13 protein-coding genes, 1 tRNA gene and 1 pseudogene are annotated in these 19,926 nt (G+C 41.8%); 12 read left to right on the top strand and 3 right to left on the bottom strand.

Going from position 1 to position 19,926, the window contains the following annotated elements:
* Nucleotides 1–648: 648 nt before the first annotated feature.
* Both thrC (ACEYW6_RS18160) and ACEYW6_RS18155 read left to right on the top strand, forming a co-directional pair.
* Nucleotides 649–1,953 (top strand): threonine synthase, encoded by a 1,305-nt coding sequence (thrC, locus tag ACEYW6_RS18160; RefSeq protein WP_190901028.1) that lies wholly within the window; start codon nt 649–651, stop codon nt 1,951–1,953.
* 87 nt (nt 1,954–2,040) lie between these two features.
* Nucleotides 2,041–2,316 carry a MoaD/ThiS family protein gene (locus ACEYW6_RS18155; RefSeq protein WP_190901029.1) on the top strand — a complete coding sequence of 92 codons (276 nt, stop codon included), beginning with the start codon at nt 2,041–2,043 and terminating at the stop codon, nt 2,314–2,316.
* 1,577 nt (nt 2,317–3,893) lie between these two features.
* Here ACEYW6_RS18155 and ACEYW6_RS18150 read toward each other — a convergent pair.
* Nucleotides 3,894–5,582, bottom strand: coding sequence for an iron uptake porin (locus tag ACEYW6_RS18150; protein WP_412980823.1), 1,689 nt, complete (start codon nt 5,580–5,582; stop codon nt 3,894–3,896).
* 309 nt (nt 5,583–5,891) lie between these two features.
* On the opposite strand from ACEYW6_RS18150, the gene ACEYW6_RS18145 reads away from it, so the two are divergent.
* Complete coding sequence (locus tag ACEYW6_RS18145) at nt 5,892–8,249, top strand: hypothetical protein (protein WP_412980822.1); 2,358 nt, start codon at nt 5,892–5,894, stop codon at nt 8,247–8,249.
* Nucleotides 8,250–8,331: 82 nt separating this feature from the next.
* Here the strand turns inward: ACEYW6_RS18145 and ACEYW6_RS18140 are convergent, their stop codons facing one another.
* Nucleotides 8,332–8,523: a hypothetical protein gene (locus tag ACEYW6_RS18140; RefSeq protein ID WP_190895576.1), complete on the bottom strand. Its 192-nt coding sequence runs from the start codon at nt 8,521–8,523 to the stop codon at nt 8,332–8,334.
* A 528-nt stretch (nt 8,524–9,051) separates the two neighbouring features.
* On the opposite strand from ACEYW6_RS18140, the gene thrC (ACEYW6_RS18135) reads away from it, so the two are divergent.
* The 8 genes from thrC (ACEYW6_RS18135) to ACEYW6_RS18100 all read left to right on the top strand — a co-directional run bounded on the left by thrC (ACEYW6_RS18135) (nt 9,052) and on the right by ACEYW6_RS18100 (nt 19,135).
* On the top strand, nt 9,052–10,143 hold the full coding sequence (thrC, locus tag ACEYW6_RS18135) for a threonine synthase (protein ID WP_412980821.1): 1,092 nt from the start codon (nt 9,052–9,054) through the stop codon (nt 10,141–10,143).
* A gap of 201 nt (nt 10,144–10,344) precedes the next feature.
* Complete coding sequence (locus ACEYW6_RS18130) at nt 10,345–10,935, top strand: chromophore lyase CpcT/CpeT (protein ID WP_190895574.1); 591 nt, start codon at nt 10,345–10,347, stop codon at nt 10,933–10,935.
* A gap of 444 nt (nt 10,936–11,379) precedes the next feature.
* Nucleotides 11,380–11,450 (top strand) — tRNA-Cys (locus ACEYW6_RS18125).
* A gap of 601 nt (nt 11,451–12,051) precedes the next feature.
* Complete coding sequence (locus tag ACEYW6_RS18120; protein WP_412980820.1) at nt 12,052–14,358, top strand: ATP-binding protein; 2,307 nt, start codon at nt 12,052–12,054, stop codon at nt 14,356–14,358.
* The gene (locus ACEYW6_RS18115; protein ID WP_190895571.1) at nt 14,303–14,749 is read left to right on the top strand and encodes a response regulator; all 447 of its coding nucleotides are present in this window, start codon (nt 14,303–14,305) and stop codon (nt 14,747–14,749) included. Before ACEYW6_RS18120 ends, ACEYW6_RS18115 begins: the two co-directional genes overlap by 56 nt.
* 115 nt (nt 14,750–14,864) lie before the next feature.
* Entirely contained in the window at nt 14,865–16,028 is a 1,164-nt protein-coding gene (locus ACEYW6_RS18110; protein WP_412980819.1) for an ATP-binding protein, read from the top strand.
* Nucleotides 16,029–16,485: 457 nt separating this feature from the next.
* Complete coding sequence (locus tag ACEYW6_RS18105; protein ID WP_412980818.1) at nt 16,486–17,832, top strand: NAD(P)/FAD-dependent oxidoreductase; 1,347 nt, start codon at nt 16,486–16,488, stop codon at nt 17,830–17,832.
* Between the two features lie 280 nt (nt 17,833–18,112).
* On the top strand, nt 18,113–19,135 hold the full coding sequence (locus tag ACEYW6_RS18100) for a tRNA-dihydrouridine synthase family protein (RefSeq protein WP_412980817.1): 1,023 nt from the start codon (nt 18,113–18,115) through the stop codon (nt 19,133–19,135).
* 143 nt (nt 19,136–19,278) lie between these two features.
* On the opposite strand, the gene ACEYW6_RS18095 is transcribed toward ACEYW6_RS18100, so the two are convergent.
* Complete coding sequence (locus ACEYW6_RS18095; protein ID WP_412980816.1) at nt 19,279–19,578, bottom strand: hypothetical protein; 300 nt, start codon at nt 19,576–19,578, stop codon at nt 19,279–19,281.
* 161 nt (nt 19,579–19,739) lie between these two features.
* Here ACEYW6_RS18095 and ACEYW6_RS18090 point away from each other — a divergent pair.
* Nucleotides 19,740–19,926: pseudogene (locus tag ACEYW6_RS18090) on the top strand (hypothetical protein); the annotation flags it as partial.

Here is a 19,926-nt window from a genome sequence, read left to right as displayed (position 1 = left end):
ATCTTGCCTACTTGTTTTACTCTTACCCTTGAGACTCAAGGCTGGCAATCGCAAATATGTGTAATTTATTACTGTATTTTGCTGAATTGTCGATGTAAATAGCAATGTAGCTTTTATAGCAGAAAAAATCTTCCGTATAAATAAGTAACTTCTCTAGCTATGAATGAGTGCATCAAAACTGAAAAATTAACTTCATTTTGGCAACACACATAGCAATTTTAGCGATTTAATCAGACGCTAAAAGCATTAAAACCTATATCTGGAAAAGCTTTTGAATCTTTGCTGTCATGCTATGCATATTACCTTGTGGAGCCATTTAGATAAAAAATAGAAGGGTGACTAAGTTGTCTAGATCACTTAAATGGAATAGTGATTTAAATAAATGTAATTTACTCATAGTTTAAATGCAATTTCATCATGTTCTCTAGCAGTGTTATTACTGCCTATCTAAGGCTATTTTATTTTTTTATAACAATAAATGAGTAAGTGTAAATGCTTGATACGGGGCTTACTTGTATCAAAGGCTTACAAAAATCATCCCTTTCAATACCAAACATACCCGACAAAAATTGTCGGGTATGTTTGACTGGTATTTTTGCTCGTGTTACTATCAGTCGACAGTGACAGACAAACAGGGAAAGCTAGTTTATGACTCAGGCAATCACAACCCAAACCAAAGCCAGCACTGCCTACTTTCAAGCCTTGAAGTGTAAGGAATGTGGTGCGGAATATGAACTCAAAGCCAGTAATGTTTGTGAGTTATGCTTTGGGCCGTTAGAAGTCAAGTATGATTACAGTGCCCTACGTCTGACTGTCACTCGTGAAACAATTAAAGCCGGGCCCAATTCAATTTGGCGCTACCGTCCCTTTTTGCCTGTCGCAACCGACAATGTTATAGATGTGGGAACTGGCATGACTCCTTTAGTTCGTTCCCACCGTCTTGCCCGTCGCCTGGGTTTAAATAAGCTTTATATAAAAAATGATGCCGTTAATATGCCCACCCTTAGTTTCAAGGATCGGGTGGTGTCAGTTGCTCTATCCAGGGCGCGGGAGTTGGGTTTTACAACTGTTTCTTGCGCTAGCACTGGTAACTTAGCAAATTCTACAGCTGCGATCGCAGCTCACGCCGGTTTAGACTGCTGTGTGTTCATCCCCGCAGATTTAGAAGCCGGTAAAATTCTAGGTAGCCTAATCTACAGTCCCACCCTGATGGCCGTCAAGGGCAACTACGATCAAGTAAATCGTCTCTGTTCGGAAGTTGCTAACACACATGGCTGGGGTTTTGTCAACATTAATCTGCGGCCTTATTACTCTGAAGGTTCTAAGACGCTAGGTTTTGAAGTAGCTGAACAACTAGGCTGGGAACTACCCGACCATGTTGTTGCTCCCTTGGCATCTGGTTCACTATTTACCAAAATCTATAAAGGGTTCCAAGAATTTGTAGAAGTTGGTTTGGTAGAAAATAAGAAAGTCCGTTTCAGCGGTGCTCAAGCGGAAGGATGTTCACCCATCGCCCAAGCCTTCAAAGAAGGACGTGACTTTATTAAACCAGTTAAACCGAATACAATTGCTAAATCTTTAGCGATCGGCAACCCAGCAGACGGCATTTATGCTGTGGAGCTAGCTCAGAAGACTGGTGGTAACATTGAATCAGTTAATGATGCAGAAATTATTGATGGCATCAAGTTGCTGGCAGAAACCGAAGGTATCTTCACAGAAACGGCTGGTGGTACAACCGTGGCGGTTCTGAAAAAACTGGTAGAAGCTGGCAAAATTGATCCAGATGAAACTACCGTGATTTACATCACCGGCAATGGTCTGAAAACCCAAGAAGCAATCCAAGGTTATGTTGGTGAACCCTTGACTATTGATGCCAAACTCGATAGTTTTGAACGTGCGCTAGAGCGATCGCGTACTCTGGATCGCTTGGAATGGCAACAAGTCCTCGTTTAGTTAGGAGTTATGAGTTATGAGTTTTTTATTCATGACTCCTAACTTTTAACCGTATTCCTAACTCCTCACTCTTAACTTTGTACTTCTATGGCTGTAACAGTTTTAGTTCCTACGACTCTTCAGAATTTGACTAATAATCAAGCTACTCTAGAATCCAGCGGTAGCACCATTGCTGAATTGTTGGACTCCTTAGAACAAAGCTTTCCTGGTATTAAATCCCGATTGTGCGATGAAGAAGGAAAGCTACGTCGGTTTGTAAATTTTTACGTAGATAGCGAAGATATCCGCTATTTAGAAGGTATAAATACACCACTTAAAGATGGTGATGAAGTAAGTATTGTCCCCGCTGTTGCCGGTGGTTAATATAGAGAACAGTAAATAAAGTAAAAGCCTGACTAGACAAATCTTTGAGAAATTGCCTCGTTCCCAGTCTGAGACTGGGAATGCCCATTAAGAGGCTAACCTCCGCCTACGTGACTCGCGGCAAAAATGATGTAGGCAGCATTTCCTTTTTAGGTTCTGGAAATGAGATTTTCTCCCGTCTTTTGACTTAATTTGATACTAATAAGGAATGACACACTACTTATATTGTGGGGCTAATTTTGATTGGCTAACTATGCAGCAATTATCTGAACAACGTGAGTTCGACGAATCTCTCCCTGCCTTTAAGTAAGGTTCAAGGCAGCCCCTCTCCAATTCGGCTACGGTGTACACACAAGTCTTAAAAACCTAGCTTGATAAGGCTTGACTCCTTCTCAGTCTCCGACTGGGAATGCATTCATTGAGTCTCTGACTCAATATCTGACTGGAGGCGGCAGCCCCTAATAATCCATTCCCATGCGGAGCATGGGAACGAGAGAAATCCACCTTTTTCGCCTGGAAACTGGCTCTGGGTCTACTTGTGTATACACCGTAGCTCCAATTCGGAGAGGGAAGGTTTTGTTTAGTAAAACCAAGGAGAGGTCTATTGATTGGGCTAATTAAACAGACACGATATGAGGTGTCGGATTCACGTTAATTAACCACAATTTAAAACTATATTCTCTTGTTGCAATTCATAACTAGACCCTTTGAGTAACTATTATTTTTTGGCGAGAGCAAAATTTATAGCTGATAAAAATATCCAACTACAGAGAAATTAATATTTATGCTTTATTGGTAAGTATTTGGCAATTTGGCAGATTGTGATTAAAGTATTTTGATATATTGCAGAAATTACCAAGATGTTTTACTTATTATACAGGAGACGGGCTAACCCCCGTCTTTTTTGTTGCTCATTATTTGGCATTTTGGCATTACATTACAATCAAACTATGTTAGATTTACTAGAATGCAAATGATTAAAACATTAAGAGTCAACTAAACGAGCATTCTTTTTGTTCATATTATTTGCTAGCCTTACAACCTATTGAATTTTATTTGTGCTATTTTTTCCAGAGTCCAAGGTGTATTGCCACTTCCAAGCTATTTAGACGGGATAAATCATCCCGTCTTTTATTTTGCTTGCTAGTTGGAAAAATCGCTTTAATGCAAGTTCTGGAAGTAAAAATCTTTCTAACTATTTTACTAACTTTAACATCTCAATAAATCTGTCGTAGCCTCTAGCCTATGGCAGATTAATTTTTTATTTTAGTATTCAGAGATACTCAGGTAATGTTCTATCAGGTTTCAGGATATTTGCACACATCCTATGGGAAGATGCCCTATGAATATAATAATGAGTAAATTAATTCGGGATGTTGTTATGCACTGGATTTATATAGAGGTTTGGCCATGAGCCAAACCTTTTTTATATCCATTGAAAATGGAGCATGGTTTATAGGGGATTGAGTATAGGATATTTAAAAAGAGATTTTCATTGTATGTTGCGTCCAATTGGGTATAAACATCTGTAAATATTTAAGTTCAATAAGTTAAATAATATTTATGTGCAAGCGAAATTAAAAAGTAAAAGTACTCCGCAGAATCCCGATGGTAACTGAGTCACTATCTGGTGTGTGACCAGGCTCCAAGAGATGAATTATTCCTGGTGTAATGCTGATGTTGTCTGTTAGCTGGAAACGATAAAATGCCTCAATTTGAGTGGTTGTCCCTGGTTGTCCACCTGCACGTCCTAAACCTGTATTGACAAAATCAGGGACATTATTTCCTAAAGGTAAGTTGCTACTGGTGATTTTAGGAGGTTGACCGACATAAATTCCCCCCAAATTTCCTTTAGCGAATAAATCAGGGAAATTCAGAAACACCATATAATTTGTCGTCTCTACATTTCCAGACCGCCCAGGAATGTAAGATTTAGTATAACCACCCCACGCACCTGCGCTAATGCGGGGAGAAATTTGCCAAGTTACAGTCGCACCCACGGCGTTGGTTTGCAAGGGTGCTGATTTTCCGGTAGTAGTATTAACTGAAGTTAAGCATTCATCGCCAACAAAGGTTAGTAAACAACCATCTGAGGAGTAATTGTTAACGTAATACAAACTTAAATCTAGAGTATCGGTTGGTGTCAGCAGCAATTGCACGCCTGTAGTGGTGGTTCCATCAAATAAACCGCTGCCTTGACCGGGATTTCCTGGTTGATAACTAGTATAAATTGCTTGCAAACTAGCGCGTTGAGCAAATTGCCAATCAATAGCTATACCGCCGTGACCGTATCCCATATTTAAAATAGGGTTTCTTTGGGCAAAATAAGATAACGGTCCTGTTGCAGCACTTTCTACTCGATTGGGGCCTCGGAAAGCAGCTGGCATACTTACGCCTTCCGTTCCCACCATCACTGCTAATTTATCTGTCACTAGCCAATGAAAATTAAGGTCACTTACAATCAAGCTATTTGTAGGAAATTCATAGCCGAGTAAAACATCATTCCGGGAAACACTATTGGTAAATCTCGGCGCAGTAGTACCTTTTCCATCTATAAGACCTATAAACAAGTAACTACTGGGAGTGATTTGACTAGTTAAATACAACTGCGCCAGAGACATAACATTAACGTTTGTCCCTGCATCATCTGTATCTTTTTGTCCATCTCTAGGATTAACATCGCCACGATTGTTAGTGCGTCCTTGAATGCCAACTATCAGTAGTCCACTGAGTTTGGTTGTTGTTGAAAATTCGTTAGCTTCGATTTCGGCGGTTCTAGCTTCTAAACTATCTACACGACCCCGCAAAGTTGCTAATTCGGGGGCAAATTCTGACTGCAATTTTTGTAATATTGCTAAATCTTCGCGGGTGACTAAATCGCTGGTGGCTGTAGTGATTAATTCGTTGACTCTATCTAGACAAGCATTCACACCGGCCGCAAATTCATACCGATTTAACGCACGATTACCGCGATAGCTGCTATCTGGATATCCGGCGATACAACCATAGCGTTCTACTAAAGACTGTAATGCCTGGAATGCCCAATCGTTCGGTTGTACGTCTTTGAGTTGAGAAACCGATGTAACTTGTGCCATCGGATCTTTTGGGGAGAGGGATGGAGATGAGGGAATAATATTATCACTCTTAACTTCTGTCTCCTGGCTCCTAACTTCTAACTCCTGAGTAGTTATTGTGTTTGTGTACTCTTGTGCTACTGCTTTTTGTGCAACTCCATTTACTCCCGCAATTAGTAACCATGCGAACATCCAGGTTTTGCTATGACTGCGGCTACTAATAAATCTACCTTTCAATTTTTTACACTCTGCTCACATACTTAAGTGAAGAGTGTATTCCCGATCATCTAGCGTTCACATGGGGAAATTTACGGATTTTGTCCCAAATTAGACTTAATGCTTCTGGGCAACTTCTGAAAGGGCGAGTATAACAGGGTATTAAGCTCTGGGGAATGGGGAATGGGCGAGCCACGGGGATGTGGGGACGTGGTGAATAACTAATACCCAATCTCCAATGCCCAATGCCCAATGCCTAATTTAATGGATTGATTGAAAACTAATATGGCAAATCGCTCACGTAAGCTGACGCCAAAAGCCTCTAAACCAAATAAACCTCATGCAGGTGTGATGAAACGTGTCGCTAAAAAACCCCAGAAAAAGCTAAAACGGGGAAGTTGGTTGTCGTCAACGCTAGCGATCGCAATTCTGTTGAGTAGTGCTAGTCTAATTATGGCTTTTGCTTGGATTAGCGTTCTCTTCATCTTCAATCCAGATCAGGTAAGCTGGCTAAATAAAATTTTACCTGCATGGGCACAAATCCCCCTTGGTAATCATGAACGCCCCCAAACTCTCAAACAAATTCAACTCGATTTGAGTAAAAAAAACCAAATATTTGGGAAAACTCTGCCTTTACATCAGGATGCGGAAAACTCATTTTTACTGCCAGTTTTTCAACAGCGTGCTAATTGTCAATCTGATTGTGAAAAACTTGTGGAACTCAGGGTTTACGAGCGCTCAAAGGAGTTAGAGTTTAAATCTCAGTCAGAAAATTACTACTATCTGGCGACTCAATTATCTGTAACTGGGCCAGAAGAATCCTTTGTGACTTCTCCCTTGCTTGATGGGATATCAGAATCTCAGGATATCAATATTCCCCTACCTTTAACTGAGGTGCAACGCATTGAAGGTGGGACACCATTACCAGGGGTTTGGTTTAATTTGCGGGGTCAACGTCAACAAGGAACTGGTGCGTTCGCCTATGGTCACGTCGTATACTACAATCCAGAACGCACAAACTTATTACAAATGTTGTCTTGGACTAGTCCTAATGGACAATTGCCCAAATGGCAGCAAGTAACTGGTGATGGTACAAAAGAGTTAGTTGTTGATCAAACAGTCGGTTTAGAACCGCACTTACAGGTTTATCAAGTTAAGCGTCTGAAGTTATTCCTCAAACCAATTCAATTGGAAGCGATTACCCTCCAATCAGCAGCCCTCAAGGATTCTGCATATCAAAATGCCCTGTCAATTGCCCGTAGTGGACTGTGGACACCAGCCTTTGAATGGTTGAAATTCATCAAGAAACAGCGCAAAGGAGTTTTGCCAGAGGCGGCGCAAGCGCAAATGGATTTGATTCGCTTGCACTCCCAACTTACTAAAACCCAAGCCCAGAAAAATTGGGCAAGTCCTAGTCAAGAAGTGCTGGCAGATTTGATTGATGGACGTTGGGAAAAAGCTTTACAGGTGTTTGAAGCGTCGCCACATAATGCCCAAGAAATTGCTACCCTACTCAAAGCTGATGAAAAACGATTGTGGAATCGCACAGTAGCAGCGTTGCGGGTGAACCCAAATAGACGAGAAGTACAAGCTTGGTTTGCTTTGATTTTAGCTGTTCAGCGAGGAGAAGGACATGCTAATTCTTGGTTGAAGGCGCAACTAAAAATTACAAAAGATGACCTTGCCTATATTCAAGGTCTATTAGCAAAACTCAATGGTGAGGGTAAAAAGTCGCAAATATCCTCGACTCACCCTAGTCAGATTGTTGGTACAGTCCAACCAATCACTCAAGTTACTAGCACCGAATGGCTGCAACCATCCTCAGCAGACTTGAAACTCCCAGATAACCAAGTTTGGTATCAGGTAGAGGTGAGTGCATTTCATGATGGGAAACGCTGGTTAAATTCCCCCTTTGAGAATTTGAACCCACCCAAAACTTCCGCCGCCAAATTTTTCTGGGAAACTTTGGGAATCAGTTCTGACCCTGAAATCCAGATTGTGGTCTGGTTACCAAATGGAGAACAAAAAATTACGATAGCCGCTATCAAAGCGGTGCAACTACAGGGTAAAGTTTTACGCCTATTAGCTGCTGGCCCAAAAATTCCAGAGAATCAAAACGATGTTCTGCAACCCAAACCTTTAGCCTTGACAAATGCAGCGCTGGAATGGGTACAACCATCTCCCATTACTCTACAAGAACTGTATCAACAAAATCCCCAAGGGATGAAGGTAATGTTATCGAGTCTGTGGCAATCTTTACAGCAATCTGGTGAAGTTCCGTCTGGTGGTATTCCTAGCTTTGAGCAGATGCAGGAAAAATTGGGTGATTGGCCCGTTCAAGTGATTGATTTAACAAATAACGCTCAACCAGAAATCATACTGACTATCTCAGCAGGAGCAATAGCATCCTTGAGTCAGCCTACACCTGAAATTCAGGGGGAAAACACAGAGCAACGCCGTGACCGGACTATAATTTTGTCTGATAAGAATGAAGTCATTTACACTGATTTTACAGGAAATTACTTACAAAAACTCTCTGCGATCGCCAAGCTTTCAGGCGTGCAATCCTTAGCTTTATTAGTAGAAAATGCTCATAACTACAGTTTGAGGCGCTGGTCAGAGAAAAATCAGCGCTTTGAATAGCACGCCCTTACTCAAATTTAGATTAGAGAGGGGAAAAGCGTAGGCGTAGCCCGTCATAGACATCGCTATCTTCAAGACCGACTTATTCTTTTTGGTTGGTTTCGGCTAGACGTTGGTGCTTCAGATTTTCCAACTGCTGCAACAGAGAATCTACCTCTGCTTGTAAATGTATCAATTTAGCTTGCTGATCGTCTTGATAATAAGACTTGGTTAACTTACTGACCCAGTTAGCCTGGGACTCGCGATCGGAAACACTAGATAAACAAGTAGGCATCGCTAATTAAATCCACAACTTAACTCACACCATTAGTAAATATTATAATAATGCTCTTTTAAGCTTTATTAAATTATTGTATATTTTCAATCAATTACTCTAATGGTTTTTAGGTTCAATCATAAGAGACGGTGAACATAATGGCTGTGTTCCTGAGAACACATCGCCCCAACTGTGCAAAGCTTCTGTACAGTCGACGGTATTTAGAAATACTTAATTGATAGCCCGTAAATTATTTTTGTATTAATTGTTACCGAGTCTTGTCTTTTTTCTCTCCGTCAGCATTCCCAGCCGAATTTGTTAAACCGAAGGTCGCTGTGGCGGTTATGATAAACTGACATTCTGAATAAAAATGGCAAGTGAAACGCCTACACCACAAAAAATAATATTCTTAAGTAATATTCTTTTGGAATTAAGGGGCTGGGAACTGGCAAGGAAAAATTCACTTTCTTCCTCTTCCCCATCCTGCGCTTCCCTATGCCACCCTTTCTAAATATCCAATCCTTACATTAAGAAATTTTAAATCCCGTGACTTTGAGCCTGTCTGCTGCTAAATCTCATCGCCAACCCTGGCCCGGACTGATAGAAGCCTATAGCGAATACTTGCCTGTCAGCGAAAAAACACCGATCGTCACTTTGTTGGAGGGTAACACACCCCTCATACCAGTGCCAGCGATCGCAGAACGCATTGGTAGACAAGTGCGGGTTTTTGTAAAATATGACGGTCTCAATCCCACCGGCAGCTTCAAAGACCGGGGGATGACTATGGCAATTTCCAAAGCCAAGGAAGCAGGAGCAAAAGCAGTAATTTGTGCCAGCACGGGAAATACCTCAGCCGCCGCCGCCGCTTATGCAAAGCGTGGGGGCATGAATGCCTTTGTACTGATTCCCGACGGTTATGTGGCACTGGGCAAGTTAGCCCAAGCATTATTGTACGGGGCGGAAGTATTGGCAATTAAAGGTAATTTTGACCAAGCGCTAGAAATTGTCCGCGAGATGTCCGAAAGCTATCCGGTAACTTTGGTAAATTCGGTCAATCCCTACCGCCTAGAAGGGCAGAAAACAGCGGCCTTTGAAATAGTTGATGTGCTGGGTGATGCGCCAGACTGGGTATGCATCCCCGTGGGCAATGCAGGGAATATCACAGCATATTGGATGGGATTTTGTCAATATCATCAAAACGGGAAGTGCGATCGCTTACCGCGAATGATGGGATTTCAAGCCGCAGGTGCAGCCCCGTTAGTACATGGTCAGCCAGTAGCACATCCCGAAACTCTAGCGACAGCAATTCGTATTGGCAACCCTGCTAGCTGGGAGTTAGCGATCGCAGCGCAAACCGCAAGTCAGGGGAATTTCCACGCCGTTACCGATGCAGAAATTCTCGATGCGTATCGACTTTTGGCAGCATCAGAAGGTATCTTCTGCGAACCTGCTAGCGCCGCTTCTGTAGCCGGGTTGTTGCAGGTGAAAGACCAAATTCCCACAGGGGCGACAGTGGTTTGTGTCCTCACAGGCAATGGTCTAAAAGACCCAGATACAGCTATTAAACACAATCACAGTCAATTTAAACAGGGAATTGCAGCAAAACTGGGCGCAGTCGCCGAGGCAATGGGATTTTAAGCACTCTGGAACTAAAACTCTGGAACTATGAAAAATTGCGTAGGCAAAGTCTACTCTAACCTTTACTACGGGAAACAGGGGCGAACGGTATCTTGCTACGCGTAGCGGACGCACCAGAAGTTATCACAGCCAGTTTTTTCAGTCTGTGGAGTGTCAAAATAATCCTAGTTAATTTTTAAGCAACTACTTGATTATCTTGTAATGACTCATTCTACTGATATCGCCACCTTAGCCCGCTGGATGGCAGCTGACTTTAGCAATCAAGAACAAGCTTTTGAAAATCCGCCTTTGTATGCTCACATTCGTGTATGTATCCGTCCCCTTCCCTTGGAGTTGTTCTCAGGGGTAAGTTTGTTTCTCGAACAAGCTTATGATTTTATGCTCAATCAACCTTACCGGATGCGGGTAATGAAGTTGATTCCGGCAGAAAACTACATTGTTATTGAACACTACACGATCAAAGAAGAACAAAAATTTTACGGCGCATCTCGTGATCCCGAACGTTTAAAAGTTTTATCCGTTGACCAATTGGAAAAAATGCCAGGTTGCAATATGGTTGTAGATTGGACAGGTACTAGCTTTAAAGGTAGGGTTGAACCTGGTAAATGCTGCATTGTGGTTCGTGACGGCAAAAATACTTATCTAGATAACGAATTTGAGATTGACGCTAAAGAATTTTTTAGCCTCGATCGGGGAAGGGATTTAGACACAGATGAACATCTCTGGGGTTCCATCGCTGGCCCATTTCACTTTGTCCGATGGGGTAATTTTGCCGATGAAGTGAAGGTGTAAGAAGTGATCTCTGACGAGATTGATCTGTTTTTGATTGGGTGCGATCGCACCCAAATTCTTTCGTCCTTTCGTACCAGTTTTGCCAGCATCCTGCCAGCCAAGGGGATTCTCTCGGTTGGCTGGTCATATCGAATACTGATCTTCATCATTTACATCTGTCAAAAAATTTGGTGATTTTCTAACTCGACTACCTTTGCTATTTCTGGTAATAATTTCCTTAGCATTTGTGCTTTTTTATGTAATATTTAATACATTTATTTTAACGTCAGGCAGATGTTGTTGTCATGCTCGATTGGTAAAGTCAAACAGTCAAAAGTCAAGTCAAACTTAGGCGCTTACTAGGTTAAACTTGTGCTATTATTGTTAAATTAGCATTGTTAAATACTCTTTATCTCTTTAAGTTATAGAGCAGTAGACAAAACAAAGCTCTATATTTCATGGTGTGGCGGCATAGCCAAGTGGTAAGGCAGAGGTCTGCAAAACCTCCACCCCCGGTTCAAATCCGGGTGCCGCCTTCAAGGCTTTCAGCCTTTTAGGACAATCAAAAACAGACAAACTGGGGTAAATGATATTCAAAGTGATATTCAAAGCCCCAGTTTACCTTTAGATATCCGATGGGTTAACCCTGTTTGCCTCTGTTTGGTATCCCTGGCTGACCAATATTACCCCTAATGTCTTAGTGATCACCCCCAGATGCTTAGTTAGTATGTGGTTTAATGTCACAAACTATGAAATACAAGTAAACCTGATGAGGATAGTTTGATTTTTAGTTTTCTTTTGAGTTTGGAATGTTTCGCGTTCTCTAACTTCAGCCAAATTTGAGCGATTCTGAATTCTGGCTTCTGAATTCTGTTTTTTAACATATCTACACATATACAGAATTATTTAATCACATGCATTTCACATTTCTTATCGCTATGTAACTTTAGCGACTGTTAGACTTTTCAAAGCGCAAGCAGATGATACTAAGGCTGCAAAACGCAACACCAGGGCATGGGAAATTAGATACTAAGTAAAAATGATGAATTTAAAATTATAAAATTCCTTACATTCATCATTCTCCGTTATTATAGATACTCTAGTTTTGATGCTCCCGGATAACACAGGAGGATCGTCATGGAAATGAACTTACAATTCCCAGGTATTAATTTAATTAGCTTGAAAGAGGCACCGATTCATATTTCTAGCCAAATTCAGCCTCATGGTGTCCTGTTAGTCTTAGAGGAGCCTGAGCTAAAAATATTACAAGTTAGTACTAATACATTAAATATTTTCGGAATTGCTCCCGAAAATATGTTGCACAAAAAACTAGAAGATTTACTTGATCCCTTTCAAATAGAGAGAATTAAAACAGGGCTATCCGGGGAAAATCTTGATTTCATCAATCCCACAAAAGTTTGGGTGCGAAAAAAAGGTGATGACTACATAGTATTTGATGCAATATTTCACCGCAATCAAGAGGGATTTTTAATTCTGGAATTAGAACCTGCTATTACTCAGGAAAATATTCCATTTTTAAGCTTTTATCACCTTGCTAGAGCCTCCATAAACCAACTAGAAAAAACAGCAAATCTCCGTGATTTCTGTCAAGTTATCGTTCAAGAAGTTCGGAAAATAACGGAATTTGACAGGGTAATGCTATATAAATTCGATGATGATGGACATGGTTCCGTTGTCGCTGAAGAAAAACTAGAAAGCCTAGAACCATACTTAGGACTCCATTACCCAGAGTCAGATATTCCTAAACCAGCGAGAAAATTATTTGCTGCCAACTCGATCAGAATCATACCGGATTCTTATTCTCAGCCAGTAAAACTTTTTCCTGTCAATAATCCAATTAGCGATCGCCCGATTAATTTAACCAACTCTATTCTCAGAAGTGCTGCTCCCTGCCATATGGAGTACTTGCATAATATGGGGGTTGGTGCTTCGCTGACTATCTCTTTAATTAAAGACCAAAAACTCTGGGGACTAATTGCTTGTCATCATCAGTCCCCTAAATATGTTTCTTACGAATTGCGTAAAGCTTGCGAATTTTTGGGGCGAGTAATATTTGCAGAAATCTCTGCTAGAGAAGAGACTCAAGACTACTATCACCGGATAAATCTGACACACCTTCAATCAGTCTTGATTGAATACATGTCTCAAGAAGAAAACTTCATTGATGGTTTAGTTAAAAACCCGCAGTATCTTTTAGATTTGGCCAGCGCTCAAGGCGCAGCTGTGTGTTTTGGAGGAAATTGCACAGTAGTCGGTGAAACACCTAGAGAAGAAGACCTGAATTTTTTAGTCCAATGGCTTAAGAATAATGTTGAGGAAGAAGTATTCTATACAGATTCTCTACCACACATTTATCCAGATGCCGAAAGTTTTAAAAATGTCGCCAGTGGTTTGTTAGCTATTCCCATCGCCAAGCGAAATTATGTTTTGTGGTTCCGACCGGAAGTAATTCAAACTGTAAATTGGGGTGGCGATCCTAATAAGGCGTTTGAAGTTAGCCAGTCAGAAGGAAATGTTCGCCTATGTCCACGCAAATCATTTGAACTGTGGAAAGAAACGGTTCGCTTGACATCTTTACCTTGGAAAGATGTCGAAGTTAAAGCAGCATTAGAACTGCGGAAAGCAATTGTTAATATTGTGCTGCGTCAAGCCGATGAACTAGCCCAGTTAGCGCAGGATTTAGAACGTTCTAACGCCGAATTGAAAAAGTTTGCCTACGTCGCCTCCCATGACTTGCAAGAACCACTCAATCAAGTTGTGAATTACGTGCAGCTCTTGGAGATGCGGTATAGCGAAGAACTTGACGAAGATGCTCAGGAGTTTATTAGTTACGCTGTGCAGGGAGTTAGCCTGATGCAGACGTTGATTGATGATGTGCTGGCATACTCGAAAGTGGATATGCAAGCGATCGCATTTCAAATGACCGAGGTAGAGAAAGCCTTAAATCGGGCGTTGGGCAATTTGCGTCAACGCATTAATGAAACTGGCGCTATTATCACTCACGATCCCTTACCAATAGTCATGGCTGACAGCACCCAACTGATGCAGCTATTCCAAAACCTCATCGGTAACGCTATTAAGTTCCATAGTGACCAGCCGCCACAAATCCATGTGGGAGCAGAAAGAATAGAAGATGCATGGCTGTTCTCAGTTAGGGATAATGGTATTGGCATTGACCCAAAATTTAGTGATCGCATTTTCGTCATCTTTCAGCGCTTACATACACGAGATGAATATACTGGTACAGGTATGGGTTTAGCCATCTGTAAGAAGATTGTCGAATGTCACCGAGGGCGAATCTGGGTAGAGTCAGAACTGGGTGAAGGCGCAACCTTCTTCTTTACGATTCCAGTTGGAGGACGCGAACTTGAGCGTAGAAACGGGAGAAAAACACAAAACCATCTTTTTGGTCGAGGACAATAAAGCTGACATTCGCTTAATCCAAGAAGCATTGAAAAATAGTTCAGTGCCCTACCAAGTGGTAACGGTCAGGGATGGCATAGATGCTATGGCTTATTTACGCCAAGAAGGTGAATATGCTGATGCAGCGCGCCCTGACCTCATCCTGCTGGATTTGAATTTGCCTAAAAAAGATGGTCGAGAAGTACTGGCGGAAATAAAAGCCGACCCAGTACTAAAGCGTATTCCAGTTGTTGTGCTAACAACCTCAAAAAATGAGGATGACATTTTTCACAGCTACAATTTACACGTAAATTGCTATATCACTAAATCTCGCAACCTCAATCAATTATTTCAAATCGTCAAGAGTATTGAAGATTTTTGGCTCTCTACTGTGACGCTACCATCGGAGTAAAGCAGAGGGAACAGGGGAAGCAGGGAGAGCAGAGGAGGCAGGGGGAGACAAGGGGACAAATGACAAATGATTAATTACAAGATAGAGGAGCAATAGGGGGTGAAACCCGAAGATTATGGTTGTGAGCTACTCAGTAAAAATCTTGTTAATTGAGGATAACCTAGCTTATGCAAGGTTGTTACAAGAGTTTCTGGCGCAAGCCCAGTCCCAAGAGTTTACTCTGGTTCATGTGAAACGATTGGGGGAAGCATTTCAGGAACTAAGTCAGTGTAATTATGATGTTATTTTGTTAGATTTAACTCTACCTGACAGCCAAGGATTGTCATCTCTACCTCCGCTCATTAGTCAAGCGCCAAGCATCCCAATTGTTGTCCTAACTAATACAAATGATGAAGAACTGGCAATTGAGGCAGTCCGGCAGGGGGCACAAGATTATCTAGTCAAGCGCCAGGTAAATGTAGATGTGTTGGTGCGATCGCTACGTTATGCGATCGAGCGCAAGCAGGTTTTAGAATCATTACGCACGGTCAATGAGACGTTACAAATTCGGGTTGAAGAACGAACTGCGGAACTGGTGAAAGCCAATGAACTCAACCAGTTTAAATCTGAATTTGTCTCGATGCTCTCCCATGACATCCGCAATCCCCTAAATACTATTCTCTTGGCTGCTGGTTTGCTACAAAACCAGGATGAAAGATTGACCAAAGAGAAAAAACTGAATCATTTACAAATGATTCGCTCGGCAATCAAAAATATGGCAAAGCTCTTGGATGAAGTTACATTCATTGGGAAAGCTGATTCTGGTAGGCTGGGGTATGAACTCATCTGCTTAGATTTAGAAGCTTTTTGCCGCCAAATGGTCGAAGAAGTTCGATTAATGGCAAGTGATAAGCATCTGACTTTAGTGTTCGACAGTTTTGGGCAATTAGACGAAGCATTATGGGATGAAAGCTTGCTGCGGCACATTTTGGGCAATTTACTGAGCAATGCTATTAAATATTCACTGCCAGGTGGCATAGTGCGCTTTGAACTAATTGGTCAGGAAAAAGCGGTAATTTTCCGAATTCAAGATTGGGGAATTGGTATTCCTAAAGAAGACCAAAAGCGATTGTTTCAGCCTTTCCGACGTGCAGACAATGTGGGAAACATCCCTGGTACTGGCTTGGGACTAGCGATCGTCAAAAAATGTGTCGATGCACACGGAGGCGAGATTATAGTCAATAGTCAAGTTGGAGTTGGTACAACCTTTACCGTCACCCTCCCTTTGCTTGAAGTTTAAGCATAGACACAACCAATTAAAGTCAAATCCTATACTGCTTAACGAATGCAGCCGAGTGTCTCTAAAGAAATTGCTTTTGACTGTCTAGACCTGCCTTGAAAATAAAACGGTTGGTAGTGCTTAGGAAAAGAAAATAGATAATAGAATGCCTTGGTACAATGTTGAGTCTTCTGTTTGTGATAATTTCAAACAGAAGCAAAAAAGGTGTCATTACAGAACGGCGCAAGTAGTTTTTGTTTTAATTTGGTGCTGGAGAGGCGTGCGGTTCGAGAGTCACCTTATACCAAGCTGTTCCAATCGAGTAAAACAACAGGGATTTTCTTTGTAGGGTAAGAACTAACTTTGACTACTTTTATGATTTTTTCAATTGTTCTAAATAAACAGCAACCTCTATCATAATGCTGTTACATCTTTGTTAAGAATAGTTACAAGTTCTTAACACAAGGCAATATTTCTTATGGAAGTCTCACTTGATAAAAATGCACCACATCAGGTTGTTATCATTGGTGGTGGTTTTGGTGGACTGTATGCAGCAAAGGGTCTGAATGCAGCGAATGTAAATGTTACTCTCATTGATAAACGTAACTTTCACCTATTTCAGCCGCTTTTATATCAAGTTGCCACAGGTACGCTATCACCTTCTGATATTTCCGCACCATTGCGATCTGTATTTAAGAAAAGCAAGAATACAAAGGTGTTGTTGGGAGAAGTAAATGAAATTGATCCAAAAGCGCAACAAGTTATTTTGGGTGATGAAGTAGTACCTTATGATACATTAATTGTTGCCACAGGTGCGAACCATTCCTACTTCGGTAAAGATAATTGGGAAAAAGTTGCTCCTGGCTTGAAAACTGTGGAAGATGCGATAGAAATGCGTCGCCGGATATTTGGCGCATTTGAAGCAGCAGAAAAAGAAACAGATCCCGAAAAACGCCGTGCTTGGCTGAGTTTTGTGATTGTGGGGGGTGGCCCGACTGGTGTAGAATTAGCAGGTGCGATCGCAGAATTGGCATACAAAACTCTCAAAGAAGATTTCCGCAGCATCGACACCTCAGAAACGAAAATTTTACTATTACAAGGGGGCCCTCGCATCCTCCCACACATGGTGCCAGAATTATCCGCATCAGCAGCAGTATCTTTGCAAAAGTTGGGTGTAGAACTCCACACTCACACCAGGGTGACAAATATTGAAGGTGATATTGTTACTTTCAAGCAAGACAATGAATTTACAGAAATTGCCTCAAAAACTATATTGTGGGCAGCAGGTGTTCAAGGTTCGCCAATGGGGAAAGTCTTAGCAGAAACTACAGGTGTAGAGCGCGATTACTCTGGGCGTGTAATTGTAGAACCTGACTTGTCTATCGAGGGTTATGACAACATTTTCGTAATTGGAGATTTAGCCAACTTCTCCCATCAAGATGCTAAACCTTTACCTGGTGTTGCACCTGTAGCTAAACAACAAGGAGAGTATGTAGGTAAACTAATTCGACGACGGCTTCAAGGTAAGACTTTGCCACAATTTCATTACAACGATGTGGGTAGTTTGGCGATGATTGGGCAAAATTTAGCTGTTGTAGATTTAAGCTTAATCAAACTCACAGGTTTCATTGCTTGGGCATTTTGGCTACTAGTTCACATCTACTTCTTAATCGAGTTTGACACTAAATTACTAGTAGTATTTCAGTGGGCGTGGAATTATATCACTCGTAATCGTCGCTCTAGATTGATTACAGGTCGAGAAGCTTTTGTAGAACCAAAAACTGTTAACGATAGGGTGCAGCAGCCTTCTGGGACACCTCTATAACTTTTGGGCTGCTTCTTGAGCGAGACTAAGAGGCGATCGCTCTTAAGGTAGGTGGAGCGTAGTCCATTGCGATAACAATCGACCAAGATTAGCAAGAGCACTGCTGTTTGAAAGAACGACCTCTCTTTCTTGCTATAACACGAGAAGTCTTTGGGCATAGCTAGGCTGGTGAAGGCGAAGGTTTTTGCTGGATACATCTTGAGTATCTGCTTTTACCGAATGTAAGCACTATTTTTCTGAATTTGATAGAGTGATGCTTTGTCGAACGCTCTTCATTTCTATGTCGTCCCAGGTATCGCTCCCCCATTCGCTCTATCCATACTTACCCCTCACCGCTCTAGCGCCCATGCAGGATGTGACAAACCTTTGGTTTATGAAGGTTATTGCCCACTACGGCAGTCCTGACTACTTTTTCACCGAGTATTTCCGCGTCAATGATACCTCACGGCTCAATCGTAGCATTCTGGCAGCAATCACCGAAAACGACACGGGTCGCCCTGTTTTTGCTCAAATGATTGGCGAAAGCATTCCAGACTTGGTAAGAACAGCAAAGGAACTTTGCAACTATAATATCGCTGGAGTTGACTTGAATATGGGCTGTCCAGCACCTAGAATCTATCGCAAAAATGTTGGGGGTGGATTGTTGCTCTCACCAGAAAAAGTGGATCGGATTTTAGGAGAACTGCGGCAGGCAATCAACGATCGACCTTTGACGGTCAAGATGCGCGTAGGCTTTGAAAATACAGATAACTTTTACGAAATTCTAGATATAGTTAATCGCCACAGCATTGATTTGCTGAGTTTGCATGGTCGCACAGTGAAAGATATGTACCACGGGGCAGTGAAATATGATTTGATCGGTGAAGCGGTCAGACGAGTCAATTGTCCAGTGCTTGCCAATGGCAATATTAACTCTGCGACAACTGCCCAAGAAGTGCTTTCTCAAACGGGTGCGGCGGGTGTGATGGTGGGACGCTGGGCGATCGGGAATCCTTGGCTTTTTAACCAAATTCGGCAGGCTTTGCGCTTCGAGCCGATCACGCCCGTTCCTTTAGTAGAGGTACGCAACTATATTGATCGTTTATGGCAAACCCCCACTGCGGCAACTATGCCAGAGCGATCGCGTGTAGGCTACCTCAAAATGTTCCTCAACTACATTGCCCTGAGTGTTGACGCTGAAGGTCATTTCCTGCGGCTGATGCGACAAACCCAGACCGAGGTAGAATTGTTTAACCTCTGCGATCGCATTCTCCTTGCTGATCTGACAAAAACTTTAGCTCTAGCACCCTCCTTGAGCGTCTAACAGTGAATAATATCTTACTTAAGCTTGTGAAGGTTTTAATACCTGCTCAAGTTGATTTCAATAAGCAATCAAGCATATAGTTCCCACTCAGATGCGGTACAACATTATATTGCCAGGTGTAGGGGCACGGCAGTGCCGTGCCCCTACGGGTGTACCTCACGTAAACGAGAACCGCTATATTGCTTTCTTATTTCAGTAGATTGAGCAAGCAAAAAGCCATATTGCTTTCTCAAAATGCTTGATTGCTTTCTCATTTCAGTAGATTCAGCAAGCAAAAAGACATATTGCTTTCTCAAAATGCTTAATTGCTTTCTTATTTCGGTATATCGCGTATTCATTTCGGTAGATTCAGCAAGCAAAAAGGCATATTGCTTTGTCAAAATGCTTGATTGCTTTCTCATTTCAGTAAATTTAGCAAGCAAAAATACATATTGTTTTCTCAAAAGCTTGATTGCTTTCTCATTTCAGTAGATCGCGCATTCATGACAACCATCGCTATGTAACAAAAACCATTGGATAATTGCTGGAGTTCTCTCAAGCTGATCAATACGGAAGTTTTTTAAAGTAAAGAATATTAACCGTATTGGATTACAAGGTTCAGATCATGGCTCGGAGAAAAAGAACGTCTCAGGTGTTAGAAAAAGCAGCGCGTCGTGCTGCTGGCATCAACTCAATTGATCCGAATTTAAATGTAGGTAATGGACTCACCCTACCCATCGGTGAGAGGTTAGAGGGATTGCACTTTTGTCAAGAGGGTGCAGGAAAAGGGGATAAATCCAGCTTGGAGACTG

Source organism: Nostoc sp. UIC 10607 (assembly GCF_047228265.1).
In the GTDB taxonomy this organism is placed as follows: domain Bacteria; phylum Cyanobacteriota; class Cyanobacteriia; order Cyanobacteriales; family Nostocaceae; genus Nostoc; species Nostoc foliaceum_A.
The sequence above is the reverse complement of the archived record's forward strand: the minus strand, read 5'-3'. Positions and strand labels throughout refer to the sequence as shown.